Origin of the sequence: Arthrobacter sp. B2I5 (genome assembly GCF_030816735.1) — a bacterium.
GTDB lineage: Bacteria > Actinomycetota > Actinomycetes > Actinomycetales > Micrococcaceae > Arthrobacter.
This window is the reverse complement of sequence record NZ_JAUSYF010000001.1, coordinates 3483432-3507044: the sequence shown is the minus strand read 5'-3', so window position 1 is coordinate 3507044 and position 23613 is coordinate 3483432. Positions and strand designations below refer to the sequence as shown.

The following is a 23613-nucleotide window of genomic DNA, read 5'->3' as shown; positions in this document are numbered from 1 at the left end:
ATGACCGAGCAAACCCAGCCAGGCTGGCGCATCGTCGTCGGCAACGACGAAGCCGGCGTCGAATACAAGAACGCCCTGCGCGAGATGCTGGAGGCGGACCCCCGGGTCGCCTCGGTGGAGGACGTAGGCGTCGCTGCCAACGACACCACCGCCTATCCGCACCTGGCCGTCACGGCGGCCCGCAAGGTGGCCGCCGGGGAAGCGGACCGCGCGCTGCTGATCTGCGGAACCGGCCTTGGCGTGGCCATTTCAGCCAACAAAGTTCCGGGCATCCGGGCCGTCACAGCACATGACAGCTATTCCGTGGAACGCTCCGTGCTGTCCAACAACGCGCAGGTGCTGACCATGGGCCAGCGCGTCATCGGCCTGGAACTGGCCAAGAAGCTGGTGGGCGAGTGGCTCAACTACCGCTTCGATGAAAACTCCGCATCCGCGGCAAAAGTAGACGCCATCTGCTCCTATGAGGGCGCGTCGGAAGGACTTGAAACCAAATGAGCACCCGTAACATCGCCGTCGTCGGCTCCGGCTACATGGGCGGCGGAATCGCCCAGGTCCTGGCGCTCGCCGGAGCCCGCGTGGCACTGGCGGACGTCACCGCCGAAATCGCCCAAAGCAACTACGAGCGCCTGCTGAAGGAATCCGACGAGTTCGTCGCGGCCGGCCTGTTCCCGGCCAACGCCACCGACCTGCTCAAGGAAAACCTCTGGGCAGCCAAGGACATCGAAGAAGCCGTGGCCGGCGCCGAGTACATCGAGGAGGCCGTGCCGGAGGTCCTGGAGATCAAGCACGCCACCCTGGGCAGGATCAGCGCCGCCGCGCGCCCCGATGCCATCATCGGCTCGAACACCTCCACCATCTCCATCGCCAAGCTGGCCGAGGTGGTGGACAACCCGGAGCGCTTCCTGGGCGTCCACTTCTCCAACCCTGCCCCGTTCATCCCCGGTGTTGAGGTCATTCCGCACGAGGGCACCTCCGAAGCCACCGTCCAGGCCGCCCGCACTATCGTGGGGGAGACCGGCAAGGAAACAGCCACCGTCAAGGACGTCACCGGCTTCGTGCTGAACCGGCTCCAGTACGCCCTCTTCCACGAAGCCGCACAGGTGGTGGAGGAAGGCATCGCCACCGCAGAGGACGTGGATACCCTGGTGCGCACCACCTTCGGCTTCCGGCTGCCGTTCTTCGGGCCGTTCGCGATCGCCGACATGGCGGGCCTGGACGTCTACGCCTTCTGCTACAAGTCCCTGCAGACCGGCTTCCCGGAGCGGTTCGCCACCCCCAAGATCCTGCAGGACAAGGTCGACGCCGGCCAGCTGGGTACCAAGACCGGCTCCGGCTTCCTGGACGTCCCGGCTGACCGGACCGCTGCCCTTGTTGCCTACCGGAACAAGGCATACGTCGCCATGCAAAAGCTCATCGAAGAGCTGGGCCCGGCCCCGCTTTCCTGAGCGCGCCGACCCTCCACACAAAGGAACACCTCCATGACAGCATTTCCCGCAGACCGCACGGTGATCGTCACCGGTGCAGTCTCCGAACGCGGCATCGGCCGCGCAACCGCCGACTACCTCGCCGAGCGCGGCTGGAACATCGGCGTGGTGGACCTCGATGACGCCGCCTGCAAGGCGGTTGCCAAGGAACTGGCGGAAAAGCACGGCGTCAAAGCCCACGGTGCCGGAGCCAACATCGCCGACGAAGCCTCGGTCCGGGCTGCCATCGACGAAATCGAGGCCGAACTTCCGCAACTGGTGGCCCTGGCCAACATCGCGGGCGTCAGTTCCCCGGTGCCGTACCTGGAGCTGGACGCCGCCGAATGGGACCGCGTCCTCAGCATCAACATGAACGGGGTCCACTACGCCACCCGCCGGGCTGCCGAATCGATGGCCAGGAACCGGCTGGGGCGGATCGTGAACATCTCCTCCGTCTCCGCCCAGCGCGGCGGCGGAACCTTCAGCAAGACCCCGTACTCGGTTGCCAAGGCCGGCGTGATCGGCCTGACCCGCGCCACGGCACGGGAACTGGGGGAGTACGACATCACCGTCAACGCCATCTCACCCGGCCCGATCGACACCGACATCATGGGCGGCACCCTGAGCGAGGAACGCAAGGATGAACTGGTCAAGGACCTGGTGGTGAACCGCGTGGGCAGCCCCCGTGACGTCGCGGCCGCCATCCATTTCCTGATTGGCGAAGACGCCGGCTACATCTCCGGCCAGACGCTGAACGTCGACGGCGGACTGTACATGCACTGATTGGCACCCCCGCCGGGCGCCACCACTCAAAGCCTGCAGGCCGCCGGCCCGCAGGAAAATCACCAACGTCACCACTCGAAGGAGAGTGTTGTGTCCGAAACCACCGCTACATCCAAGGAACTTCTGGCCCGCCCGGTCCTGAAGTCCGCTATCTTCAAGGCGGCCCGCCGGCTCATGCCGATGCTGGTCATCCTGTACGTCGTTTCGTTCCTGGACCGCACCAACGTCGGCTTCGCCGAAGCGGCCTTGGGGGCGGACAAGGGAGTGTCCGCCGCGGCCTTCGCCCTGGGCGCAGGCATCTTCTTCATTGGCTATGCGATCTTCGAGATCCCCAGCAACCTGCTGCTCAAGAAGGTCGGCGCCAAGATTTGGCTTGCCCGCATCGCCATCACCTGGGGCATCGTTTCAGCGTGCTTCGCGTTCGTCCAGGGCGAGACCTCATTCGTGATCCTGCGCTTCCTCCTCGGCGTGACTGAGGCCGGCCTGTTCCCCGGCGTGATCATGTACCTCGCCGAATGGTTCCCCAACAAGGTGCGCGTCCAGATGTTCGCCATCTTCTACCTGGCCCAGCCGTTCTCGCAGATGATCGGTAACCCGCTGTCCGGCTGGCTGATCAACATTGGCGACCAGGTGCCGGGCCTGCGCGGCTGGCAGGTGATGTTCTTCGTTGAAGGCATGCTGGCCGTCCTGGCAGGCATCGCGGCGTTCTTCTTCCTGATCAACGGCCCTGAAAAGGCCAAATTCCTTAACCGTGAGGAGAAGTACGCGCTGAAGGAAGTCATGGCGCTCGAGGACAACATCAAGGACGAGCACGGTCCCCGGGGCATCCTCGCCGCCATGCGCAACGGCCGCGTCTGGTACTTCACCGCCATCTACTTCTGCCTGCAGATCGCCGTCTACGGCGTGACGTTCTTCCTGCCGCAGCAGGTGTCCTCGCTGACAGGGCAGAAGGTGGGGCTCGCCGTCGGCCTGCTGATCGCCGTCCCGTGGTTCTTCGGCATCTTCTCCTGCTACTTCATCGGCAAGGCCGCGGACACCGTGGCCAAGCGGCGGAAGTTCGGCACCATCCTGTTCATCTCCACCGGCCTGTGCATCTTCGGCTCCGCCTGGGCAGGGACCAACCACCAGCCGGTCCTGGGCATGATCTTCATTACCCTGGCAGTGTGCAGCTTCCTGGCCGTGGGCCCTGTTGTCTGGTCCTATCCCACCGCATTCCTGGCCGGCTCCGCGGCCGCGGCGGGCATCGGCCTGATCAACTCGCTGGGCAACCTGGGCGGGTTTGTTGCACCCATTCTCCGGACCGCCGTCAACGAGGCCACGCACTCACCCACCGGCTCCATGGGTGTTTACGCCCTGGGCGTCCTGCCCTTCGTGGCCGCAGCGATGATGTACGCCACCAAGCGGTTCAAGAACAAGGCCGACGACCTGCTCGACTGAGCACCGCAAGTAAAAAGGAAACCCATGGCCACCTCCGGCAGCAGCACAGGCAACGGCACCGTCTTCGTCGGTGTCAGCACCAAGATGTACCTGGGATACCAGGCAAGCCTGCGCTGGCTGTCGGAGGTGCGCTCCGTTGTGGACGAAAGACCCGGACTCGGCCAGGACTCCCCGGTCCGGGTCTTCGTCATCCCTTCCTTCCCCGTATTGGAGCCGGCCGCGCGGATCCTGGCCGGCTCGCCCGTCCTGCTGGGCGCACAGAACTGCGCCTGGGGAGACGGGCCCTTGACCGGCGAAGTGAGCCCCGGCATGCTGGCCGAGCTCGGCGTCACGCTCGTCGAAATCGGCCACGCGGAACGCCGGCGGCTGTTCGCCGAAGACGACGCCGTGGTGGCCCGCAAGGTGCGCGCCGCCGTCGGCCATTCCCTCACCCCGCTGCTGTGCATCGGTGAGCCGGACATGCTCGACGCCGGTGCTGCCGCCAACTTCTGCGCCGGGCAGGTCCGTGCCGCCACCGGCGGGGACCCCGCACTGCTGGACCGCCTGGTGCTGGCCTACGAACCTGTGTGGGCCATCGGCGCCGAGGCGCCCGCCCCGCCGCACCACGTCAATGCCGTGCTGGCCCTGCTCCGTGCTGAGCTGGGTCCGGACTGCCCCCTGATCTACGGCGGCAGTGCCGGTCCCGGGCTGCTGCCGCAGCTCCCCGCCGCGGACGGGCTTTTCCTGGGCCGCTTTGCCCACGACGCCGGAAACCTGGGCCGCGTACTGGACGAGGCCCTTGCCTTAACTCAGACCCGCGCCCCGGCCAGCAATTCCTCCAGCCGCTCGTAGCCTTCGCTTATGCCGCCCTCCATGCCGGACTGGGCCATGCCGTCGCGTGCCTCCTGGCTGGGGTAGACGGAGTGGCCCCGCAGCCGGGTGCGCCCGTTGCCCAGGTCCTCAAACGACATGAAATCCAGGCTGACCACATCCGGGTACCCGCCGAACTCAAACGTCTGGATGGCGAACTCGTTGTCCCGGACCGTGTGGAAGATGCCCTTGAACTCGTAGGCCACCCCGTCCGGTCCCGTGTGCAGGTAGCTGTAGCTGCCGCCCGTGCGGAAGTCGTAGTGGTCGATCTCCATTTTCATGCCCCGCGGGCCCAGCCACTGGACAATGAGGTCCGGCTCTTTGTGCGCGCGGAACACATCCGCGACCGGGAAATCGAACTCGCGCTCAAAATCGATGAAGGGGACGCCCTCGGGAACGCTGAGTTTCAGGGAATTGCTCATCATGACTCCTTGGAGGATTGATCGCCGCTGTCCGCGGTGTTTGATCTGAGTACGGCGTCGAGGCTGCGGAACTGCCCTTCACGCACCAACCGGTAGCGGTCGATCCATGCGGTTAGCGCCTCAAGCCGCGCCGGGTTCAGGTGGACGGGCCTGCGCTGCGCGTCCCTGCTTCGGGTCACCAGTTCCGCCTGCTCGAGCACCTGGATGTGTTTCGAAACCGCCTGCTTGGAGATTTCGAACGGTTCTGCCAATTCGTTCACTGTTGCCGGGCCCCGGCTGAGCCGGGCAATGATGCTCCTTCGCACGGGATCTGCTAAGGCCATGAAGGCCGAGTCCAAGGCCGCACTGTCAGAGTTCACCGTCGTCCTTTTCTAATCAACCTTCCGGTTGATCAACCGGATGGTTGTTCAAGGATAGCCCCCTCGTTGTGCCGTTTCAAGACCTAAAGCCCTTGTCTCCGGGATTGGCGGTTTGTTAGTATGTCAGTACAAACTGTGAGAAGGAGAAGTTCCATGCCATTGGTTCGCATCGACGTTAATGAAGGGCGCACCGCCGAGGACCTGCAGCAGCTCAGCCGCGGAATCCACGACGCGATCCTTGCCGAGTACGGCATTCCGGAGCGGGACTACTTCCACATCCTGACCGAGCACCCGCAGGGCCAGATCTTCGCGCAGGATGCCGGGCTGGGGTTCGAGCGCACCGGAGGTGTGGTCATGATCCAGATCTTCACCCAGGGCGGGCGTTCGCAGGAGGCCAAGCTGCGGCTCTTCGCGGCGGTGGCCGAAAAGCTTTCGGCAGTTGGCGTGGCAGGGGAGGACGTCTTCATTGGCTATGTCGAAAACACCGCCGGCGACTGGTCCTTCGGCTTTGGCCGCGCCCAGTACGTGACGGGCGAATTGGCCGTTCCCAAGAAGTAGGAGAAGCGCCCATTCATTGGGGGATGGGCGCATCGCAAACCTCGTTGTAAGTATGTCAGTACAAACCTTTGACAGGACATTCGATCTAGGGCAAAGTAGTGCCTGTGGCCCACACCACGGCCTGCCAGTCCCGGAACTCCTGCCCCTCAAAGGATTCGAGTTCCACACCAGAAAGGTCCACGATTCACGTGACCCACGAGCTTCTTACGATCGGGCGCATCAGCGTTGATATCTACCCGAACGACATCGGGGTTGGCCTGGAGGACGTCAATTCCTTCGGCAAATACCTTGGCGGTTCGCCCTCCAACGTCGCCGTTGCAGCAGCCCGCCACGGACGGCGCACCGGCGTCATCACCCGCACCGGGGACGATCCGTTCGGCACCTACCTGCACCGCGAACTGCAAAAGTTCAACGTCGATGACACCTACGTCACGCCGGTGAAGGACTGGCCCACCGCGGTGACCTTCTGCGCCATCAAGCCGGCCACGGACGAGTTTCCGCTGTACTTCTATGGCCGCTTCCCCACCGCGCCGGACCTGCAGATCAAGGCCGGGGAACTGGACCTCGACGCCATCCGCGGAGCCGGGATCTTCTGGTCCACCGTCACGGGCCTGTGCCAGGAACCCTCCCGCAGCGCCCACATCGCCGCCCACCAGGCCCGTCCCCGCACCGGCCTGGCCGAGGGGCAGTTCACCATCCTGGACCTGGACTACCGGCCGATGTTCTGGGCATCGGAAGAGGATGCCCGCGCCGAGGTCGCCAAGATCCTGCCGCACGTCACTGTTGCCATCGGTAACGACAAGGAATGCGCCGTGGCCGTAGGCGAAGGCACCCCGGATGAGCAGGCGGACCGGCTCCTGGCCGCAGGCGTGGAAATCGCCGTCGTCAAGCTTGGCGCGGAAGGCGTGATGGCCAAGACCCGCACCGAACGCGTGGTCTCCGCTCCCGTCCCGGTGGAAACCCTGAACGGACTCGGTGCCGGGGACTCCTTCGGCGGCGCCTTCTGCCACGGGCTGCTGTCGGGCTGGCCGCTGGCACAGGTGCTGGACTACGCCAACGCCGCCGGCGCCATTGTGGCTTCCCGCCTTTCCTGCGCCGATGCCATGCCGACGCCGGATGAGGTCACCTCGCTGCTGGCCGAACGCGGCCGCGCGGTTCCCGGCGCCTCGATTCCCGAAGGAGCAGCACTGTGACCCTCACCCCGTTAGCGTCGAACAACGCACTGGACGACGATCCGCGCCGCTATGAGCACCTGAGCACCATCCGCCTGGAAGACCCGGATGCCGTGGCCCGTGCCGCCAAGTCCCGTCGGCGCCACCCCGGCCTGAAGTCGGGCCGGCAGAACTTCATCGTCGCCGCCGACCACCCCGCCCGCGGCGCCCTTGCCGTCGGCAGCGACCCCGTGGCCATGGCCGACCGGCGTCAGCTGCTGGACCGGCTGCAAATCGCCCTGGCCAACCCCGCCGTCGACGGTGTCCTGGCGTCCCCGGACATCATGGACGACCTGCTGCTGCTGGGCGCCCTGCACGGCAAGCTGGTGTTCGGTTCGATGAACCGCGGCGGCCTGTCCGGGCTGGTCAACGAGTTCGACGACCGCTTCACCGGCCACACCGCAGCAGCGCTGGAGGCACTGGGGGCCGACGGCGGCAAGATGCTCACACGCATCTGCCTGGGCGACCCCGACACCGTGGCCACCCTGGAAGCGACCGCGAAGGCCATTGATTCGCTGGCGGAGCGGAAGCTGATCGCCATGGTGGAGCCGTTCCTCTCCGTCCGTGAGAACGGTAAAGTCCGCAACGATTTGTCCACGAACGCCGTGATCAAGTCCATCGCGATCGCCGAGGGCCTGGGTTCCACCAGTGCCTACACCTGGATGAAGCTTCCCGTGGTGGCGGAGATGGAACGCGTCATGGCCGCCACCACCATGCCCACCGTCCTGCTGGGCGGGGACCCGGACGGCACGCAGGACGAGGTCTTTGCGTCCTGGCAGGCAGCACTGGCGCTTCCCGGCGTCCAGGGCCTCACCGTTGGCCGGACGCTGCTTTACCCGGCAGACGGGGATGTCGCGGGCGCCGTCGCCAGCGCCGCTTCGCTGCTGCACCACACCACTGAAATCCCGGAGAACTAGCCATGGGCACAACAACAGGAACGCGCAGGATGACGGTGGCGCAGGCCGTCGTCGAATACCTTTCCAAGCAGTACACGGTTGACTCGGTCAACGGCGTTGAGTACCGCGAGCGGCTCATTCCGGGCACGTTCGGTATTTTCGGGCACGGCAACGTGGCCGGTGTGGGCCAGGCCCTGAAGCAGTACCAGCAGCTGGACCCGGCCATCATGCCGTATTACCAGGGCCGGAACGAACAGGCCCAGGTCCACCAGGCCGTGGGATACGCCCGGCACACCCGCCGCCGGCAGACCTACGCGGTCAGCACCTCGATTGGCCCGGGTTCCTCGAACCTGCTGACCGGTGCCGCGCTGGCCACCACCAACCGGCTTCCGGTGCTGCTGCTGCCGTCTGACACGTTCGCCACCCGTGCGGCAGACCCCGTGCTGCAGCAGCTGGAGCAGCCCTACGCGTACGACCTCACGGTCAACGACGCGTTCCGGCCGCTGTCCAAGTTCTTCGACCGCGTCACCCGCCCCGAGCAGCTGTTCTCCGCGTTCCACCACGGCCTGCGCGTGCTGACCGACCCCGCCGAGACCGGCGCGGTGACCATCTCGCTGCCGCAGGATGTCCAGGCCGAGGCCTTCGACGTCCCGGCGGAATTCCTGGCCGAGCGCGAGTGGCGGATCCGCCGCCCGGAGGCAGACGATGACGATATCGCCCGAGCCGCGGCCGCTATCCGGGCTGCCAAGCGCCCGCTGATCATCGCCGGCGGCGGCGTCCTTTACGCCTACGCCAATGACGAACTCGCCAGGTTCGTGGAACTGACCGGCATCCCGGTGGGGAACACCCAGGCCGGCGTCGGCGTCCTGCCCTGGGACCACCAGCACTCCCTGGGTGCCATCGGCTCCACCGGCACGACGGCGGCCAACGCCATCGCTGCCGAGGCGGACCTGATCATCGGCATCGGCACGCGGTACGAGGACTTCACCACCGCGTCCCGGACCGCGTTCCAGAACCCGGACGTGCGCTTCATTAACATCAACGTGGCCCCGATCGATGCGTACAAGCACGGCACCACGCTCCCGATCGTTGCCGATGCCCGCAAGGCACTGGTGAAGCTCAACGCAGCACTGGGCGGCTACCGGGTGGGCGCCGACCTGGAGCGACGCGTCGCGGCCGAGAAAAAGCGCTGGAACGCCACCGTGGACGAGGCGTTCGACACCCGCTACACCCCGCTGCCTGCACAGAATGAGATCATCGGCGCCACCAACCGGGCCATGGACGCCCGCGACGTTGTCATCTGCGCGGCCGGGTCACTGCCCGGGGACCTGCACAAGATGTGGCGGGTCCGGGACCCGTTCGGCTACCACGTCGAATACGCCTACTCCTGCATGGGCTACGAGATCCCCGGCGGCCTGGGCGTCAAGCGTGCAGCGCTTGCTGAAGCGGCGGAAAGTACGACGGCGGGCGGCGAGGGCCGCGCGGACGTCCGCGACGTCGTCGTCATGGTGGGGGACGGCTCCTACCTCATGATGCACACCGAACTGGTCACCGCCGTCGCCGAACGCATCAAGCTGATCGTGGTCCTGATCCAGAACCACGGCTACGCCTCCATCGGCTCCCTCTCCGAATCCCTCGGCTCACAACGGTTCGGCACCCAGTACCGGGCACTGAACGAGGAACAGCACAGCTTCGACGAAGGCGAGCCCCTGCCGGTGGACCTGGCCCTGAACGCCGAATCCCTTGGTGTGAAGGTCATCCGGATCGAGCCGGGGGAGAAGGTCATCGCCGAACTTGAGCAGGCCATCCGCGATGCCAAGGCCGCTCCCGAGCGCAGCGGACCCATCCTGATCCACGTCGAATCCGACCCGCTGCTGGACGCACCGTCCTCCGAGTCCTGGTGGGACGTCCCCGTCTCCCAGGTCTCCGAACTCGACTCCACCAAGCAGGCCTTCCAGACCTACGTCGACCACAAGTCACGCCAGCGCAAACTGCTCGGCTGACGCCTGCTCCCTCCAAGACCCACCACTCAAGGAAGAGTCCCATGACTGCCACCACCACTGAAACTGTCATCAACCACTTCATCAACGGCGCGGAGACCGCCGGTGAGGGTGAGCGCACCACCCCGGTATACAACCCCGCCACCGGGGCCGTGCCCGCCACGCTGCGCCTGGCCAACCGCGCCGACCTGGAGGCCACTGTCTCGGCCGCCCGCAAGGCCGCCGATACCTGGGGGGACATCTCCCTGGCCAAGCGCACCGCCGTCCTGTTCAAATTCCGCGAACTGGTCGCCTCCCACGTCGAGGAGCTGGCGCAGCTGGTCACGGCCGAGCATGGCAAGGTCATCTCCGACGCCAAGGGTGAAATCGGCCGCGGCCTGGAAGTCATCGAGTACGCCTGCGGCATCCCCACGCTGCTGAAGGGCGACTACTCAGACCAGGTCTCCACCGGCATCGACGTATTCAACTTCCGCGAACCCCTCGGCGTGGTGGCCGGCATCACGCCGTTCAACTTCCCGGTGATGGTGCCGCTGTGGATGGCCCCGATGGCGATCGCCACCGGCAACGCGTTCATCCTCAAGCCCTCCGAACGCGACCCTTCCGCGTCCCTGCTGCTGGCCAAGCTCTGGAAGCAGGCCGGCCTGCCGGACGGCGTGTTCCAGGTCCTGCACGGCGACAAGGAAACCGTGGACGGGCTCCTGACCCACCCGGACGTGGACGGCATCTCCTTCGTCGGCTCCACCCCGATCGCTCAGTACGTCCACGAGACCGCCACCAGGCACGGCAAGCGGGTGCAGGCCCTGGGCGGGGCGAAGAACCACGCCATCGTGATGCCCGACGCCGACCTGGACAACGCCGCCGACCACCTCGCCGCCGCCGCCTTCGGTTCCGCCGGTGAACGCTGCATGGCCATCTCCGTGGCCGTGGCCGTCGGGGACGCAGCCGACCTCATCGTCAAGAAGGTCGAAGAACGCGCCCTGGCCGTCAAGGTCAAGAACGGTACCGAACCCGACGCCGAAATGGGCCCGGTCATCACCCCGGCCTCCAAGGAACGCATCGTACGGATCGTCACCGAAGCCGAAGCCGCCGGCGCCGCCATGGTGGTGGACGGCCGCGACCTGGTGGTCCCCGGCCACGAGGACGGCTTCTGGGTCGGCCCCACCGTCCTTGACCACGTCAAGACCGAAATGACGGCCTACACGGAAGAGATCTTCGGGCCGGTCCTCGTGGTGGTCCGCGTGGACACCCTCGAGGACGGCATCAGGCTCATCAACGCCAACCCCTACGGCAACGGCACCGCCATCTTCACCTCCTCCGGCGCGGCCGCGCGCAAGTTCCAGCGCTCCGTGACCGTTGGCATGATCGGCATCAACGTGCCCCTGCCTGTCCCCGTGGCCTACCACTCCTTCGGCGGCTGGAAGGCATCCCTCTTCGGCGACAAGCACATCTACGGTCCCGAAGGCGTCTCGTTCTACACCCGCGGCAAGGTGGTCACGTCCCGCTGGCCCGAAACCCACCACGCCTCCGGCGCCTCCTACAACTTCCCCTCCAACTAGCGGCTCACCCCCACCATTTACCGTCGATTGCTCCGTACATGTCGTTTTGAGCGACCAAAACGACACCTGCGGAGCAATCGATGCAAAGGAACAGACAATGACTGAGAACAAGCTGATCATCGGCACGGCGCCGGACTCCTGGGGCGTCTGGTTCGCGGACGACCCCAAGCAGACCCCGTGGGAACGCTTCCTCGACGAAGTGGCCGAGTCCGGCTACAAGTGGATCGAGCTGGGCCCGTACGGGTACCTCCCCACGAATCCCACGCACCTGGCGGAGGAACTCAAGCACCGCGACCTGCAGATTTCCGCCGGCACAGTGTTCACCGCCTTCCACCGCGGGCTGGACCAGTGGGAAACCGCCTGGGAACCCGCCCGCAAGGTGGCCGAACTCACCGCGGCCATGGGCGGCGAGCACATCGTGGTCATCCCGGCCATGTGGCGCGACGACGTTACCGGCGAAGCCGTGGAAAGCGGCACGCTGAGCGACAAGGCCTGGAGCGACCTGTTCGCCGGCCACAACCGCCTGGGCAAGACCCTTCTGGAGGACTTCGGCCTCAAGCAGCAGTTCCACTCCCACGCCGACTCCCACGTCGGCGCGCAGCAGGACATCGAAACGCTGCTGGCCGCCACTGACCCGCAGTACCTGAACCTCTGCCTCGACACGGGACACGCCGAATACTGCGGCGCCTCCAGCCTGGACCTGATCAAGAACTACCCGGACCGGATCGGCTACCTGCACCTGAAGCAGATCAACCCGGACATCCTCAAGAAGGTTAACGAGGAGAACATGACGTGGGCCGCCGCCAACCTGGCCGGCGTCATGACCGAACCGCCCAACGGCCTGCCGGACCTGCGCGCGGTCATCGAAGCCGTGGAAGCCCTGAACCGACCGATCTTCGGCATCGTGGAGCAGGACATGTATCCGGTGGCCTTCGACGTGCCGATGCCCATCGCCAAGCGCACCCGCAACTACCTGCTGTCCTGCGGCTCCCGCACCACCGTCAGCTAACCCGCCACAGACACCGAAGGAACAAAACAATGACTGAAACCCTCCGCGTCGCCGTCATCGGCGCAGGCCGCATGGGTGCCGACCACATCCAGCGCCTCAACAAGCGCATCCACGGAGCTGAAGTTGCCGCCGTCGTCGACGTGGACCTCGCCCGCGCCCAGGCCGCCATCGAAGGCATCCCCGGCGCCGTGGCCCTCACCGACGCCGAGGAAGCCCTCAACAACGGCGACGTCAACGCAGTCCTGATCGCCACCCCCGGCTTCCTGCACGAGGAAATCCTGCTCAAGGCGATAGCCAAGGACATCCCGATCCTTTGCGAAAAGCCCCTCACTCCCGACGCCGAATCCTCCTGGAAGATCGTCCAGGCAGAGGTGGCGCTGGGCCACAAACGGATCCAGGTCGGCTTCATGCGCCGCTTCGACGCCGAATACGCCTCGCTGGGCAAGATCATCCGCGACCACGAACTGGGTGAACTGCTGATGCTGCACCACCAGCACCGCAACCCGAGCACCCCCGCGGGCTTCACGAACGAGATGCTCATCAACGACTCCGTGGTCCACGAGTTCGACGCCATCCGGTTCTTCACCGGCGAGGAAATCACCAGCATCCAGGTCCGCCTGGGCAAGGCCACCCGGAACGCCCCGAATGGCCAGCACGACCCCCAGCACGTCCTGCTGGAGACCGAATCGGGCGTCCTGGCCGACGTCGAAATCTACGTCAACGCCAAGTTCGGCTACGAGGTTGCCACCCAGGCCTCCTTCGAGGACGGCATCGTCAGCATCGGCGGCGACAAGGGACCCTACACCCGCAGCGCCGGCCACTGGGGCGGCAATGTCACCCCCGGCTTCGAGGAGCGCTTTGGCGCAGCGTACGACGTCGAAATCCAGTCGTGGGTGGACGCTGCACTTAAGGGCGAAATCGGCGGCCCCTCCGCCTGGGACGGGTACGCCACCGCAGCGTGCTGCGAAGCAGGCGTCGAAGCGCAGAAGAACGGCGAAAAGGTCGCCGTGAAGCTGGCCGCAAAGCCCGACCTCTACAAGTAGGACAGGAGAAGGGGACGGAGCCATTTCCGTCCCCTTTCCATTCCCCTGACTGATCCACAATGGAGTGTTTTTCGTGAAAATCGCACTTGACCCCACCCCGTTCCACCACTCGCACAGCCTGCTGGAGTTCCCCAAGGTGGTGGCGGACCTTGGCTACAAGTACATGCAGATGACCCCGCACGCGGACTTCATCCCCTTCTTCAACCACCCCAAAGCGGATGATGAACTGGTGGGCCAGCTGAAGAAGGCCTGCCGCGACGCCGAAATCGAGATCGCTTCCGTCCTGCCGGTGCTCCGCTGGTCGGGCCCCGACGAGGATGCCCGCGAAGCAGCCGTCCGCTACTGGAAGCGTGCCATCCAGATCGCCGTGGACCTGGGCGTCAGCACCATGAACACGGAGTTCAGCGGCCGGCCGGAAAAGGCGGAGGAGTCCGAGCGGGCGTTTTACCGTTCCATGGAGGAACTGCTGCCCATCATCGAGCGTGAGGGCATCGACCTGCTGATCGACCCCCACCCCGACGACTTCGTGGAAGAGGGTCTTGCCGCCATCCGCGTGATCCGCGGCGTGAACTCGAAGAATGTGGGCATGGTCTACGTGGCCTCACACAGCTTCCACATGAAGAACTCGCCGCTGGACATTATGAGGGCTGCGGGGGACAAGCTGCGCCTGGTCCACGTGGCCGACACCATGGACCACCACGCGTCCCACGGCCTTCGGTACATCACCAACCCGCCGGGCAACCCCGTCCGCGTTCACCAGCACTTGAAGATCGGCGACGGCGACGTCAACTGGGACGAGTTCTTCGGCGGCTTGAAGGAGATCGGCTTCCTGGACCGGGAGAATACGGTGATGGTCTCCAGCGTCTTTGCCGAAAACGAACATGCCGAGGAGGTCTCCCGCTACCAACTGGAGACCATGAAGCAGTACGTCCAAAAGGTCACCGTATGAGTTCGCCTGTTTCCGGTGAAGCAGCCGCAAAGCAGCCCGGCAACCACCAGCGCGCGCTGCGGACCGTCACCATCATCTCCACCTTCGGCGGGCTGCTGTTCGGCTACGATACCGGCGTCATCAATGGCGCCCTGCCGTACATGCAGGAAGACCTGGGCCTCACGCCGCTGACCGAGGGCCTGGTCACCTCGTCCCTGCTGTTCGGTGCCGCCTTTGGCGCCCTGTTCGGCGGACGCCTGGCGGACCGCAACGGCCGGCGCAAGATGATCATGGTGCTGGCCATCGTCTTCCTGCTGGGCACGCTGGGCTGCACGTTTGCACCCAGCACCGAAGTGATGATCGCCGCCCGGTTCGTCCTGGGGCTCGCGGTGGGCGGTGCATCTGTCACGGTTCCCGTGTACCTGGCCGAGGTATCGCCAAGCAACCGGCGCGGCCGGATTGTCACCCAGAACGAGCTCATGATCGTCACCGGTCAGCTGCTCGCCTTCATCTTCAACGCCTACCTGGGCAACTCGTTCGGCGAGTCCCACGGAATCTGGCGCTGGATGCTGGTCATCGCCACCCTGCCGGCCATCGCGCTCTGGATCGGGATGAACTTCATGCCCGAGAGCCCCCGCTGGCTGGCCTCCATTGGCAGCTTCGGGGAGACCCTCAGCGTGCTGCAGCGGATCCGGTCGCAGGAGGAAGCGCGCAGGGAGTTCGAAGAAGTCAAAGCCATGGCGGTGGAGGACTACAAGTCCAAGATGGGCTCCTGGAAGGACCTGGGCATCCCATGGCTCCGCAGGATCTTCTTCGTGGGCCTGGGCCTTGCGGTGATCCAGCAGATCACCGGCGTGAACTCGATCATGTACTACGGAACGCAGATCCTGTCGCAGTCCGGCTTCGGCCGGGAGGCGGCATTGACCGCCAACATCGCCAACGGCGCCATCTCGGTCCTGGCCACGTTCGTCGGGATTTGGCTGCTGGGCAAGGTGGGCCGGCGCAGGATGCTGATCACCGGCCAGGTGGGAACCACGACGGCGCTGCTGCTCATCGGCCTCTTCTCCCTAATCCTGCCCGAAGGCTCGGCCCGCGGTTTCGTCATCCTGTCCCTCACCGTGACGTTCCTGGCCTTCCAGCAGGGCGCCATCTCCCCAGTGACATGGCTGATGCTCTCGGAGATCTTCCCGTTGAAGATCCGTGGCCTGGGCATGGGCGCGTCGGCCTTCCTGCTGTGGATCGTGAACTTCCTGATCGGCTTCGGGTTCCCGCAGCTGCTGGCGGCCATCGGGATCTCCAACACGTTCTTCGTGTTCGCCGTGCTGGGTGTTGGCGCCATCGCCTTTGCCGCCAGGTACGTGCCCGAGACCAAGGACAAGAGCCTTGAGGACCTGGAGCACTACTTCAAGAACGTCGCCGGCACCAAGGCCGGGGCCACCGAAGCCAAGGTTCCCTGACCGGTCCAGCCACAGCCGTCCCAACCAGCAACGCCCCTTTGAGGATCCTCAAAGGGGCGTTGCTGTCCTGGACGTTCTTGTTCCGGGCGTTGTTGCCCCGGGCGCGACTGTCCTATGCGTGCGCGTGCAGCCGCGGCAGGGCCTCCACCAACGGCGCGAGTTCGGGGATCCCCATCGCCTCGCCCAGCGCGCGCTCAAGCGTTGCGTCGTGCACGGGCCGTGCATCCGCCAGCAGGGTGCTTCCGCTGGGCGTGAGCTCGGTGTAGATACCCCGCCGGTCGTCGTCGCACAGGATCCTGGTGAGGAGGCCGCGGTCCTCCAGCCGGTTCACCAGGCGCGTGGTGGCACTGGGGCTTAGCGCCGTGGCGCGGGCCAGCTGCTGCATCCGCATGTGCCAGCCGTCCTGCCGGCTGAGGGCGTCCAGCACTGTGTACTCCACCACGGAGAGCTTCGACTTTGCCTGGAGGGAGCGTTCCAGTTCGTTCTCGATCAGCCCGTGCAGGGCCGCCAGGGTGCGCCAGCCCTGGGCGCGGACCTCGACGGCGTCGTCCTTGATGCCCATGGTTTGCTCCTTACGGGATGGCCCGGCAGGAGGGCCAACGGTAGCTGCGGTCAGAGATAGTTGCTTGCGCGGCATATTTGCTTATGCAACAATAAACACCGCGCCTGCAACTATCTTAGGCGCCTTCCCCGAGGGGGGACAACCACACGTACAGATCAAAGGAGCATTCGCATGCCTGTTGGCCTGATTGCACTCGCCCTGGGCGGGTTTGGCATAGGACTCACTGAATTCGTCATTGCGGGCCTCCTGCCGCAAGTGGCGGCCGACTTTGGCGTCACCGAAGCGGAGGCCGGCTGGTTCATTTCCGGCTACGCGCTCTCCGTGGTGGTGGGCGCGTTGGGCCTCACGGCCGCCGTGACGCGCTTCCAGCGCAAACCGGTCCTGGCCGCCCTGCTGGTCCTGTTCATCGCCGGAAACCTGCTCTCCGCCACAGCGGACGGTTACTGGTCCATGATGCTGGGCCGGGTTGTTGCCGCCCTCTCGCACGGCGCCTTCTTCGGAATCGGAGCCGTGGTGGCTGCCGGTATGGTCCCGCCGAGCAAGAAGGCAGGAGCCATCGCGCTCATGTTCACCGGCCTGACCGCAGCCAACGTCCTGGGCGTGCCGTTCGGGACGCTGCTGGGCCAGGCCGCCGGCTGGCGTGCCACCTTCTGGGCCATCACTGTCATCGGCGTGGCCGCGCTCGCCGGGATCCTGTCGCTGGTCCCAAGGTCAGCAGGTGCAACGGAAGGGGCGGCCAGCCTCCGCTCCGAGCTTCGTGCCTTCCGTTCCGGCCAAGTGTGGCTTTCCATCGTGGTCACCATCCTGGGCTTCGGCGGCATGTTTGGTGCGTTCACCTACATCGCGTACACCCTGACCGAAGTCTCCGGGTTCGCGGCGTCCACCGTGCCGTGGCTGCTCATCGTCTTCGGCGCCGGCCTCTTCGCGGGCAACACCCTGGGCGGCAAGGCCGCAGACCGCAACGTGGACCGGACGCTCCTGGTGGTGCTCGCCGCGCTGGCCGTGGTCATGGTGGCATTCGCCCTGACCGCCGCCAACCCCGTCCTGACAATCGTGTCCCTGGTCCTCATGGGAGGCTTCGGCTTCGCCACCGTGCCGGGACTGCAGATGCGCGTGATGAAGTACGCCTCCGGGGCTCCCACCCTGGCCTCCGGCGCCAACATCGGTGCGTTCAACGTGGGCAACGCCCTGGGCGCCTGGCTTGGCGGCCTCACCATTACTGCCGGGTTCGGCTACACGTCGCCCATCTGGGCCGGCGCCGTCATTACCCTTGCAGGGCTGGCGGTCATGGCGATAGCCGCGGCAGGCGGCAGGCGGAAGGAGCGGCGCCGGGAGGGCCAGGCGCCAGTGGCCTTGGAGGAGCTGGCCAGCCGCTAGGCCGCGGGGCCGGAGGAGCGGCGCACCATCAGGGCGGGTTCGAGCTTCTTGGTGGTGGCCGGTCCTGCCGTACCCCCGATCCTGTCCAGCATGGCCTGTGCGGCCAGGCGGCCCAGCTGGCCGGCGTGCTGGTCAATGGACGTCAGGCCAATCAGGGGGGAGGCCGCCACTTCGATGTTGTCGCAGCCGACGATTGCCACGTCGCCCGGGACGGACAGTCCGTGCGACGCCAGGGCCTCCATGATGCCGATGGCCGTGAGGTCGTTGTGCGCAAAGACTGCCGTGGGGAGGGTGCCGCCGGAGTCCAGGAACTGCTCCATCACGGCGCGGCCCCCGCGTTCGGTCATGTCACTGTGGACCAGTTGCGGCTCCAGGCCGAATGTCCCCATGGCGTGCAGGTAGCCTTCCCTGCGCGCTGTGTAGGGGAGCCAGTCGGAGATGTCCACGTGTGCAATCCGCCGGTGCCCCAGTCCGTACAGGTGCTCCACGGCAAGTGCTCCGGAACGGAAGTCGTCCGTCAAGACGGAATCCACGCCGTCGACCTCCATCTCCCGGGTGATGACGACGGCGGGTGTCCCCCGCAGTGCCGCAGCCAGCTCTGCAGAGGTGCCGGTGTAGCCGGCCAGCAGGACGCCGTCCACGCGCAGGTCCACGAAGGACCGGACGGCCTCCAGTTCCGTTCCCGGATCAGCGGAGCCGACGGCGACCATCACCTGGTTGCCGCTTCCCGCCAGGCCTTCGGTGATGCCGTCATAGATGTCTGCGAAGACCGAGTTATGCAGGTCGAGGAAGAGGACTCCGATGGTGTTGGTCCGGTGGCTGGCCAACCGGCTGGCCAGCCTGTTGGGGGAGTAGCCCAGGGCGGCGGCAGCTTCCATTACGGCGGTCCGCTTGGCGGCGGAGACCTTGGGGGAATCCCGCATGACCAGGGACACCAGGGCGCGGCTCACTCCGGCGTTGCGTGCCACGTCCTCCATGGTCACGGACCGCGGCGCCGGAGATGTCTGTTTCACAAGACTCCACTATGCCAGCCTGCCGCCCCTGCCGGGTCAGGTCCCTTACGCGCCGAACGGCAGCCGCGGGTCGATGTTCTGGCTCTCCCAGGTCTGCCGCACCCAGCCGTGGTGCGGATCGTCGCTGATGAGCCACTCCCGCACGGGGCCGGGGCCAGCCATGACATTCAGGTAGTACATGTCGTAGCCGGGCGCGGCCATGGCGGGACCGTGCCAGCCATAGGGAACCAGGACGACGTCGCCGGCGCGCACTTCCGCCGAAACATCGATGGGGCGCTCGTCCGAGGCGTAGACGCGCTGGTAGCCGATGGCGTCGGCGTCGGAGGGCGCGCCTGATCCTGCGGCTGCCTGTGTCTCGAAGTAGTAGATCTCTTCGAGGGAGGTCTCGCCGTCCTTCTCCTCATCATGCTTGTGCGGCGGGTAGGAGGACCAGTTCCCGGCAGGGGTGAGGACCTCGCACACAATGAAGCGGTCCGCCTCGAGTGCTGCAGGTGTACCGAAGTTGTGGACCTGGCGTGAGCAGTTGCCGGCACCGCGCAGTTCCACCGGTGTTTCGGCCGCCGTCACGAGGCGGGTGGGGTAATTGGCCTTGGCGGGTGCCGTGGCCACGGCGACGCGGCCGCCGTCGGCCGAGCTGATGCTCACGGCACGGCCCGTGCCTGAGTAGAGCACGTCGGAGGGCCCGGAAAATACCGAGGGCCGGCCGTTCAACGGATAGTTGGTGCCGTCAACGGTGACGGTGAAGGACCCGTTGAGGGGCACCACGATCCGTTCCTCGTCCGCGGCGGGGAGTTCGACGGCGGCGCCGGCAGGCACGCTGGCCACCTTCAGGCCAGTGTGTGCCCAGCCGTCCACGGTGAGGGAAGAGTCGGAAGTTCCGATTGAGACGTCCCATTTGCCGTCGGCGGCAGTGCCCAGGGGGTAGACCCAGTTGGTCATGGAGTTGGCTCCTTGGATTATCGCTGTACGAGTGTCATTTCAAAGCTGTAGGAATCGGCGCGGTACACATGGTGGCCCGTTTCCACCCGGCGCCCGCTATCGTCCACGGCGGTGCGTTCCATGGTGACCAGCGCCGATCCTGCTGGGGTGTCCAGCATGGAGGCCTGGTAGTCATTGGCGGTCATGGCGCCGATGCGTTGCGTGGCCAGCCGGAAGTTCACGCCGCCGCGGCGGAGGATCGAGTACAGGCCCTCGGCACCCAGCATCGCCTCGTCCATCTCGGCGATGTCGTCGCGAACCCAGTTCTCCATCAGGGCGAGCGGTTTGCCGCCCACTTTCCGCAGTCGGGTGAAGTGGTACACCTTGGAGCCCGCGGGAAGCTGGAGCGTGGCCAGCGTGGGGTCGTCCGCTTCCAGGTGCGAGAAGCTCAGGACTTCCGTGGTGGGTTTCTTGCCGTTGTTGGTGAGGTCGTCGTAGAGGCTGGACAGTTCGAGTGGCCGGCGCACCTGGCTGGAGACCACCTGCGTTCCCACGCCCCGTTTGCGCACCAGCAGGCCGGAGCGGACCAATTCGTCCATGGCCTTGCGCATGGTTGGCCGGGACAGGTTGAGCTGGGCTGCCAGATCGATCTCGTTGTCCAACCGGCTGCCGGGCTCCAGCACGCCACTGTAAATGGCTGCCTCGATGCCCTGGACCACCTGGTGGTACAACGGCACGGGGGAGGAGCGGTCGATGCTGAGTCCCAGGTTATTCGCCACGGTGCGTTCCCTCGTCTTCGGTGTCTGCGCCGCCGTCCGATCCGGACAGCCGCGCCTTCGGCAGTAGGCCGCTATATGTTCGCTTGATAGGACATACCTTCTTCCTCGATCGTAGCAGGCGGCTTCCGGGGGTCAAGAGTGGAGGCCCGCTACTGCTGGAGGGCAAGCGCGAATCAAATTGTGCTGACATTAAGACTTTCTATTGACGCCGGGGATTAGAGCGCTCTAACGTTAGTGCCACGCATCACATTCCTGACCGGCCTTCCGGTCCCCGAGAGAATCTGAGAGGCAACAATGCTGTTGCAGAAACAAACCATGGGCGCACCCGGCACGCAGCGCCGCGGCTACCTGGCCCGGCTCACCGTCATCTCCACCCTGGGCGGCCTGCTCTTCGGCTACGACACCGGCGTCATCTCCGGCGCCCTGCTGTACATGAACGACTCCCTCAACATGACCGCCGTCGAGGAAGCCACTGTGGTGAGCGCACTGCTGTTCCCGGGTGCCGCCGTCGGCGCCCTCACGGGCGGCCGCATGGCCGACAAACTGGGCCGCCGCGGCTCCCTGCTGGTCTGCGCACTGCTGTTCCTGCTCGGCGCCATCGGCTGCGCCATCGCTCCCAACGTGACCTTCATGATCGCCGCGCGCATCGTGCTGGGGCTGGGCGTTGGTGCCGCCGCCGTGACCTGCCCGCTGTACCTGGCCGAAATGGCCCCGGCCCACCTCCGTGGCCGCATGGTGACCATCAATGAACTCATGATCGTGACCGGCCAGATGCTCGCGTTCGCCATCAACGCCCTCCTGGATGCCCTGATCCACGACAACGAGGTCTGGCGCACCATGCTGGGCATCGCCTCGATCCCCGCCCTTGCACTGCTCGCCGGCATGCTGATGCTGCCTGAATCGCCGCGCTGGTACGCCATCCGTGGCCGCCTTGACGACAGCCGCCGCGTCCTGAACCTCAGCCGCAGCCCGCAGGAAGCGGCCGCCGAATTCGAGGAGATCGCCCGCGCGGCACGCACCGCCAAGGAGGAACGGGGCCACGCGCTGCGGGACCTGAAGAACAACCCCTGGATGCGCCGGCTGCTGTGGATCGGCATCGGGCTGGCCACCGTCCAGCAGGCCACCGGCATCAACACCGTGAACTACTACGCTCCCACCATCCTGGAAAAGAGCGGGCTGGGCGTCAGCGCTTCGCTCGTGGCCACCATCGGCGTCGGCGTCACCTCCGTGCTGATGACCATCCTGGGCATTTGGCTGCTCGGCTTCGTCGGCCGGCGCAGGATGCTGGTGATCGGCTTCTCCGGAGTGGTTGGTTCCCAGGCCCTGCTGGCCGTCGTCTTCCTCCTGCCTCAGTCGGACCTGGCCAGCTACACCATCCTGGCGGCCATGATGCTGTTCGTCGCCTTCGTCCAGTGCTTCATCGGCACCTGCGTATGGCTCCTGCTCTCGGAAATGTTCCCGTTGGCCATCCGCGGCTTTGCGATGGGAATCGCGGTCTTCGCGCTGTGGACCGTGAACGCCGCCATCTCGTTCCTCTTCCCCATCGTGGTCAACGCCCTGGGCTCCACCGGCACCTTCGGCCTGTTCGTCCTGGTCAACCTCGCCTCCCTGGCGTTCGTCATCAAGTTCGTTCCGGAAACCAAGGGCCATTCGCTCGAGGACCTGGAAGCGCACTTCCGTGACGGCGCCGTGCCAGCCAAGCTCCCGGCCTAGGCAGGCAGCGCTTCCCGGCAGCCGCTGACCAACGCGGGGCCGGACCCGGCACTTTTCCGTCATTGACGAAAGGGCAGGGTCCGGTCCCGCGTTTGCGTCCGGTGGCCTAGGCTGGCTCCATGATGTGGACTGTGGGGCAGCAGCGGTGAACTACGCCGGAAGCCTTGGTCCCCGTCCCCGCACCCTCGAAGTCCAGGACCTGGCGAGCTTTGACCGCCTGGTGGCCGGCGGTGCGGTCAATCTGCATGGCTGGCATGCGCAGATCGCTGGACCTGCGGGGCCGGCAGTCCGCACTGGAAAGCGTCAGCGTCGAAGGCGCCATGTTCCTGGGCTGCCTCTTTGACGACGGCATGGAAGCCAACCTGCGCAGCCGCGGTGCCCTGATCTTTCCACGGCTCGATGGCGTCCCCTTCGACCCCTACCGGGCTTCGCTGTACTCGCCGGCCGAACTGTATTCCGGACTTGCCAGGTCCCCGTACGAGGAACTGCCGGATGCCCGCATCTACCACTGGAGCATCCAGCCCGGGCAGCGGCACCGCGTGGACGCCACCCTGGCCTCTGCCCTGCACGACCATGCGATCGGGGACGCGCTGGAGGAACTGACGCGGTCGGCGGCGTGGACGCGCCGGTCCATCGTCGGCGTCATGGGCGGCCATGCGGCGCCCCGGGGGAGCCGGGAGTTTGCGGACGCGGCGCGGCTCGGAAAGCTGCTGGCCCTTGAGGGCTATTCGGTGGCCACCGGCGGCGGACCCGGTGCCATGGAGGCGGCCAACCTGGGTGCCTACCTGTGCCAGGCGTCCGACGCCGACCTGCAGGCGGCGCTTGCCACGCTCGCCACGGTCCCGGGGTTCCGGCCGTCCGTGTCGGCGTGGGCGCGCGCGGCGGCTGCCGTCGTCGAACGCCATCCGGACGGGACGCCGTCGCTCGGAATCCCCACCTGGTTCTACGGGCATGAGCCGCCCAATTACTTCGCCACGCACATCGCCAAATATTTCGCCAACGCCATCCGTGAAGCCATCCTGCTGGAACTGTGCCACGGCGGAATCGTCTTCCTGCCGGGGGCTGCCGGCACGGTCCAGGAGATCTTCCAGGACGCGTGCGAGAACTACTATGGCGCCCGCGAAAAGGTGGCCCCCATGGTCCTGGTGGGGCGGCACCACTGGGAGCAGGAATACCCGGCCTGGCCCATGCTGCGCAGCCTTGCCGCCGGGCGGCCCATGGCGGACTACATCTTCCTGGTGGACACGGTGGACCAGGCCGTGGAGGTCCTCCGGGGCTGA

23 protein-coding genes and 1 pseudogene are annotated in these 23613 nt (G+C 66.1%); 17 read left to right on the top strand and 7 right to left on the bottom strand.

Annotation, left to right across the window (positions count from 1 at the left end; all coding sequences use genetic code 11):
* The 5 genes from QFZ60_RS16285 to QFZ60_RS16265 all read left to right on the top strand — a co-directional run bounded on the left by QFZ60_RS16285 (position 1) and on the right by QFZ60_RS16265 (position 4514).
* Positions 1-495 (top strand): ribose-5-phosphate isomerase, encoded by a 495-nt coding sequence (locus tag QFZ60_RS16285; RefSeq protein ID WP_307091820.1) that lies wholly within the window; start codon positions 1-3, stop codon positions 493-495.
* Positions 492-1445: a 3-hydroxyacyl-CoA dehydrogenase family protein gene (locus tag QFZ60_RS16280; protein WP_307091818.1), complete on the top strand. Its 954-nt coding sequence runs from the start codon at positions 492-494 to the stop codon at positions 1443-1445. Before QFZ60_RS16285 ends, QFZ60_RS16280 begins: the two co-directional genes overlap by 4 nt.
* Positions 1446-1478: 33 nt before the next feature.
* Positions 1479-2246: an SDR family NAD(P)-dependent oxidoreductase gene (locus QFZ60_RS16275; protein WP_307091817.1), complete on the top strand. Its 768-nt coding sequence runs from the start codon at positions 1479-1481 to the stop codon at positions 2244-2246.
* A 90-nt stretch (positions 2247-2336) separates the two neighbouring features.
* The gene (locus tag QFZ60_RS16270; RefSeq protein WP_307091815.1) at positions 2337-3683 is read left to right on the top strand and encodes an MFS transporter; all 1347 of its coding nucleotides are present in this window, start codon (positions 2337-2339) and stop codon (positions 3681-3683) included.
* Positions 3684-3707: 24 nt separating this feature from the next.
* Complete coding sequence (locus QFZ60_RS16265) at positions 3708-4514, top strand: triose-phosphate isomerase family protein (protein WP_307091813.1); 807 nt, start codon at positions 3708-3710, stop codon at positions 4512-4514.
* Here the strand turns inward: QFZ60_RS16265 and QFZ60_RS16260 are convergent.
* On the bottom strand, positions 4472-4954 hold the full coding sequence (locus tag QFZ60_RS16260; protein ID WP_307093353.1) for an SRPBCC family protein: 483 nt from the start codon (positions 4952-4954) through the stop codon (positions 4472-4474). The two genes, QFZ60_RS16265 and QFZ60_RS16260, sit on opposite strands and share 43 nt — an antisense overlap.
* Positions 4954-5313: a helix-turn-helix transcriptional regulator gene (locus tag QFZ60_RS16255; protein ID WP_307091812.1), complete on the bottom strand. Its 360-nt coding sequence runs from the start codon at positions 5311-5313 to the stop codon at positions 4954-4956. Before QFZ60_RS16255 ends, QFZ60_RS16260 begins: the two co-directional genes overlap by 1 nt.
* A 153-nt stretch (positions 5314-5466) precedes the next feature.
* Here QFZ60_RS16255 and QFZ60_RS16250 point away from each other — a divergent pair, with 153 nt between their 5' ends.
* The 9 genes from QFZ60_RS16250 (at position 5467) to QFZ60_RS16210 (ending at position 15971) form a co-directional block, all read left to right on the top strand.
* Positions 5467-5871 carry a tautomerase family protein gene (locus tag QFZ60_RS16250; protein ID WP_307091811.1) on the top strand — a complete coding sequence of 135 codons (405 nt, stop codon included), beginning with the start codon at positions 5467-5469 and terminating at the stop codon, positions 5869-5871.
* Positions 5872-6059: 188 nt separating this feature from the next.
* Positions 6060-7064 (top strand): 5-dehydro-2-deoxygluconokinase, encoded by a 1005-nt coding sequence (gene iolC / locus QFZ60_RS16245; protein WP_307091809.1) that lies wholly within the window; start codon positions 6060-6062, stop codon positions 7062-7064.
* Complete coding sequence (locus tag QFZ60_RS16240) at positions 7061-7999, top strand: deoxyribose-phosphate aldolase (RefSeq protein ID WP_307091807.1); 939 nt, start codon at positions 7061-7063, stop codon at positions 7997-7999. The genes iolC and QFZ60_RS16240 overlap by 4 nt, the downstream gene beginning before the upstream one ends.
* Positions 8000-8028: 29 nt before the next feature.
* Positions 8029-9981, top strand: coding sequence for a 3D-(3,5/4)-trihydroxycyclohexane-1,2-dione acylhydrolase (decyclizing) (gene iolD / locus QFZ60_RS16235; protein ID WP_373427725.1), 1953 nt, complete (start codon positions 8029-8031; stop codon positions 9979-9981).
* A 41-nt stretch (positions 9982-10022) separates the two neighbouring features.
* Entirely contained in the window at positions 10023-11534 is a 1512-nt protein-coding gene (locus QFZ60_RS16230) for a CoA-acylating methylmalonate-semialdehyde dehydrogenase (RefSeq protein ID WP_307091803.1), read from the top strand.
* Positions 11535-11631: 97 nt separating this feature from the next.
* Entirely contained in the window at positions 11632-12543 is a 912-nt protein-coding gene (locus QFZ60_RS16225; RefSeq protein ID WP_307091801.1) for a sugar phosphate isomerase/epimerase, read from the top strand.
* A gap of 29 nt (positions 12544-12572) precedes the next feature.
* Positions 12573-13586, top strand: a complete 1014-nt coding sequence (locus QFZ60_RS16220) for a Gfo/Idh/MocA family protein (protein WP_307091798.1) — start codon at positions 12573-12575, stop codon at positions 13584-13586.
* A 73-nt stretch (positions 13587-13659) separates the two neighbouring features.
* Positions 13660-14535: a sugar phosphate isomerase/epimerase gene (locus QFZ60_RS16215; protein WP_307091796.1), complete on the top strand. Its 876-nt coding sequence runs from the start codon at positions 13660-13662 to the stop codon at positions 14533-14535.
* Complete coding sequence (locus tag QFZ60_RS16210; RefSeq protein WP_307091795.1) at positions 14532-15971, top strand: sugar porter family MFS transporter; 1440 nt, start codon at positions 14532-14534, stop codon at positions 15969-15971. Before QFZ60_RS16215 ends, QFZ60_RS16210 begins: the two co-directional genes overlap by 4 nt.
* A 112-nt stretch (positions 15972-16083) precedes the next feature.
* Here QFZ60_RS16210 and QFZ60_RS16205 read toward each other — a convergent pair whose 3' ends face one another.
* Positions 16084-16533 (bottom strand): MarR family winged helix-turn-helix transcriptional regulator, encoded by a 450-nt coding sequence (locus tag QFZ60_RS16205; RefSeq protein WP_307091794.1) that lies wholly within the window; start codon positions 16531-16533, stop codon positions 16084-16086.
* 171 nt (positions 16534-16704) lie between these two features.
* On the opposite strand from QFZ60_RS16205, the gene QFZ60_RS16200 reads away from it, so the two are divergent.
* A complete protein-coding gene (locus QFZ60_RS16200) occupies positions 16705-17910 on the top strand; it encodes an MFS transporter (protein WP_307091792.1) in 1206 nt (401 codons plus the stop codon).
* Here the strand turns inward: QFZ60_RS16200 and QFZ60_RS16195 are convergent.
* From QFZ60_RS16195 to QFZ60_RS16185, 3 genes are read right to left on the bottom strand one after another with little or no spacing between them, the layout of a single operon-like run.
* A complete protein-coding gene (locus tag QFZ60_RS16195; RefSeq protein WP_307091791.1) occupies positions 17907-18923 on the bottom strand; it encodes a LacI family DNA-binding transcriptional regulator in 1017 nt (338 codons plus the stop codon). The two genes, QFZ60_RS16200 and QFZ60_RS16195, sit on opposite strands and share 4 nt — an antisense overlap.
* A 45-nt stretch (positions 18924-18968) precedes the next feature.
* On the bottom strand, positions 18969-19862 hold the full coding sequence (iolB, locus tag QFZ60_RS16190) for a 5-deoxy-glucuronate isomerase (protein WP_307091789.1): 894 nt from the start codon (positions 19860-19862) through the stop codon (positions 18969-18971).
* Between the two features lie 17 nt (positions 19863-19879).
* The gene (locus tag QFZ60_RS16185) at positions 19880-20620 is read right to left on the bottom strand and encodes a GntR family transcriptional regulator (protein ID WP_307091787.1); all 741 of its coding nucleotides are present in this window, start codon (positions 20618-20620) and stop codon (positions 19880-19882) included.
* A 315-nt stretch (positions 20621-20935) separates the two neighbouring features.
* Here QFZ60_RS16185 and QFZ60_RS16180 point away from each other — a divergent pair, with 315 nt between their 5' ends.
* The gene (locus QFZ60_RS16180; protein WP_307091785.1) at positions 20936-22333 is read left to right on the top strand and encodes a sugar porter family MFS transporter; all 1398 of its coding nucleotides are present in this window, start codon (positions 20936-20938) and stop codon (positions 22331-22333) included.
* Between the two features lie 106 nt (positions 22334-22439).
* On the opposite strand, the gene QFZ60_RS16175 is transcribed toward QFZ60_RS16180, so the two are convergent.
* Entirely contained in the window at positions 22440-22589 is a 150-nt protein-coding gene (locus QFZ60_RS16175; RefSeq protein WP_307093432.1) for a hypothetical protein, read from the bottom strand.
* On the opposite strand from QFZ60_RS16175, the pseudogene QFZ60_RS16170 reads away from it, so the two are divergent.
* Positions 22533-23613 (top strand): annotated as a pseudogene (locus QFZ60_RS16170) (LOG family protein). The gene QFZ60_RS16175 and the pseudogene QFZ60_RS16170 sit on opposite strands and share 57 nt — an antisense overlap.

What these genes read in the sequence shown, in the direction of transcription:
- QFZ60_RS16285 (WP_307091820.1), top strand. Translation starts at nt 1, where the DNA reads ATGACCGAGCAAACCCAGCCAGGCTGGCGCATCGTCGTCGGCAACGAC.
- QFZ60_RS16280 (WP_307091818.1), top strand. Translation starts at nt 492, where the DNA reads ATGAGCACCCGTAACATCGCCGTCGTCGGCTCCGGCTACATGGGCGGC.
- QFZ60_RS16275 (WP_307091817.1), top strand. Translation starts at nt 1,479, where the DNA reads ATGACAGCATTTCCCGCAGACCGCACGGTGATCGTCACCGGTGCAGTC.
- QFZ60_RS16265 (WP_307091813.1), top strand. Translation starts at nt 3,708, where the DNA reads ATGGCCACCTCCGGCAGCAGCACAGGCAACGGCACCGTCTTCGTCGGT.
- QFZ60_RS16260 (WP_307093353.1), bottom strand. Translation starts at nt 4,954, where the DNA reads ATGAGCAATTCCCTGAAACTCAGCGTTCCCGAGGGCGTCCCCTTCATC.
- QFZ60_RS16250 (WP_307091811.1), top strand. Translation starts at nt 5,467, where the DNA reads ATGCCATTGGTTCGCATCGACGTTAATGAAGGGCGCACCGCCGAGGAC.
- iolD (WP_373427725.1), top strand. Translation starts at nt 8,029, where the DNA reads ATGACGGTGGCGCAGGCCGTCGTCGAATACCTTTCCAAGCAGTACACG.
- QFZ60_RS16230 (WP_307091803.1), top strand. Translation starts at nt 10,023, where the DNA reads ATGACTGCCACCACCACTGAAACTGTCATCAACCACTTCATCAACGGC.
- QFZ60_RS16225 (WP_307091801.1), top strand. Translation starts at nt 11,632, where the DNA reads ATGACTGAGAACAAGCTGATCATCGGCACGGCGCCGGACTCCTGGGGC.
- QFZ60_RS16220 (WP_307091798.1), top strand. Translation starts at nt 12,573, where the DNA reads ATGACTGAAACCCTCCGCGTCGCCGTCATCGGCGCAGGCCGCATGGGT.
- QFZ60_RS16210 (WP_307091795.1), top strand. Translation starts at nt 14,532, where the DNA reads ATGAGTTCGCCTGTTTCCGGTGAAGCAGCCGCAAAGCAGCCCGGCAAC.
- QFZ60_RS16205 (WP_307091794.1), bottom strand. Translation starts at nt 16,533, where the DNA reads ATGGGCATCAAGGACGACGCCGTCGAGGTCCGCGCCCAGGGCTGGCGC.
- QFZ60_RS16200 (WP_307091792.1), top strand. Translation starts at nt 16,705, where the DNA reads ATGCCTGTTGGCCTGATTGCACTCGCCCTGGGCGGGTTTGGCATAGGA.
- iolB (WP_307091789.1), bottom strand. Translation starts at nt 19,862, where the DNA reads ATGACCAACTGGGTCTACCCCCTGGGCACTGCCGCCGACGGCAAATGG.
- QFZ60_RS16180 (WP_307091785.1), top strand. Translation starts at nt 20,936, where the DNA reads ATGGGCGCACCCGGCACGCAGCGCCGCGGCTACCTGGCCCGGCTCACC.
- QFZ60_RS16175 (WP_307093432.1), bottom strand. Translation starts at nt 22,589, where the DNA reads ATGCCAGCCATGCAGATTGACCGCACCGCCGGCCACCAGGCGGTCAAA.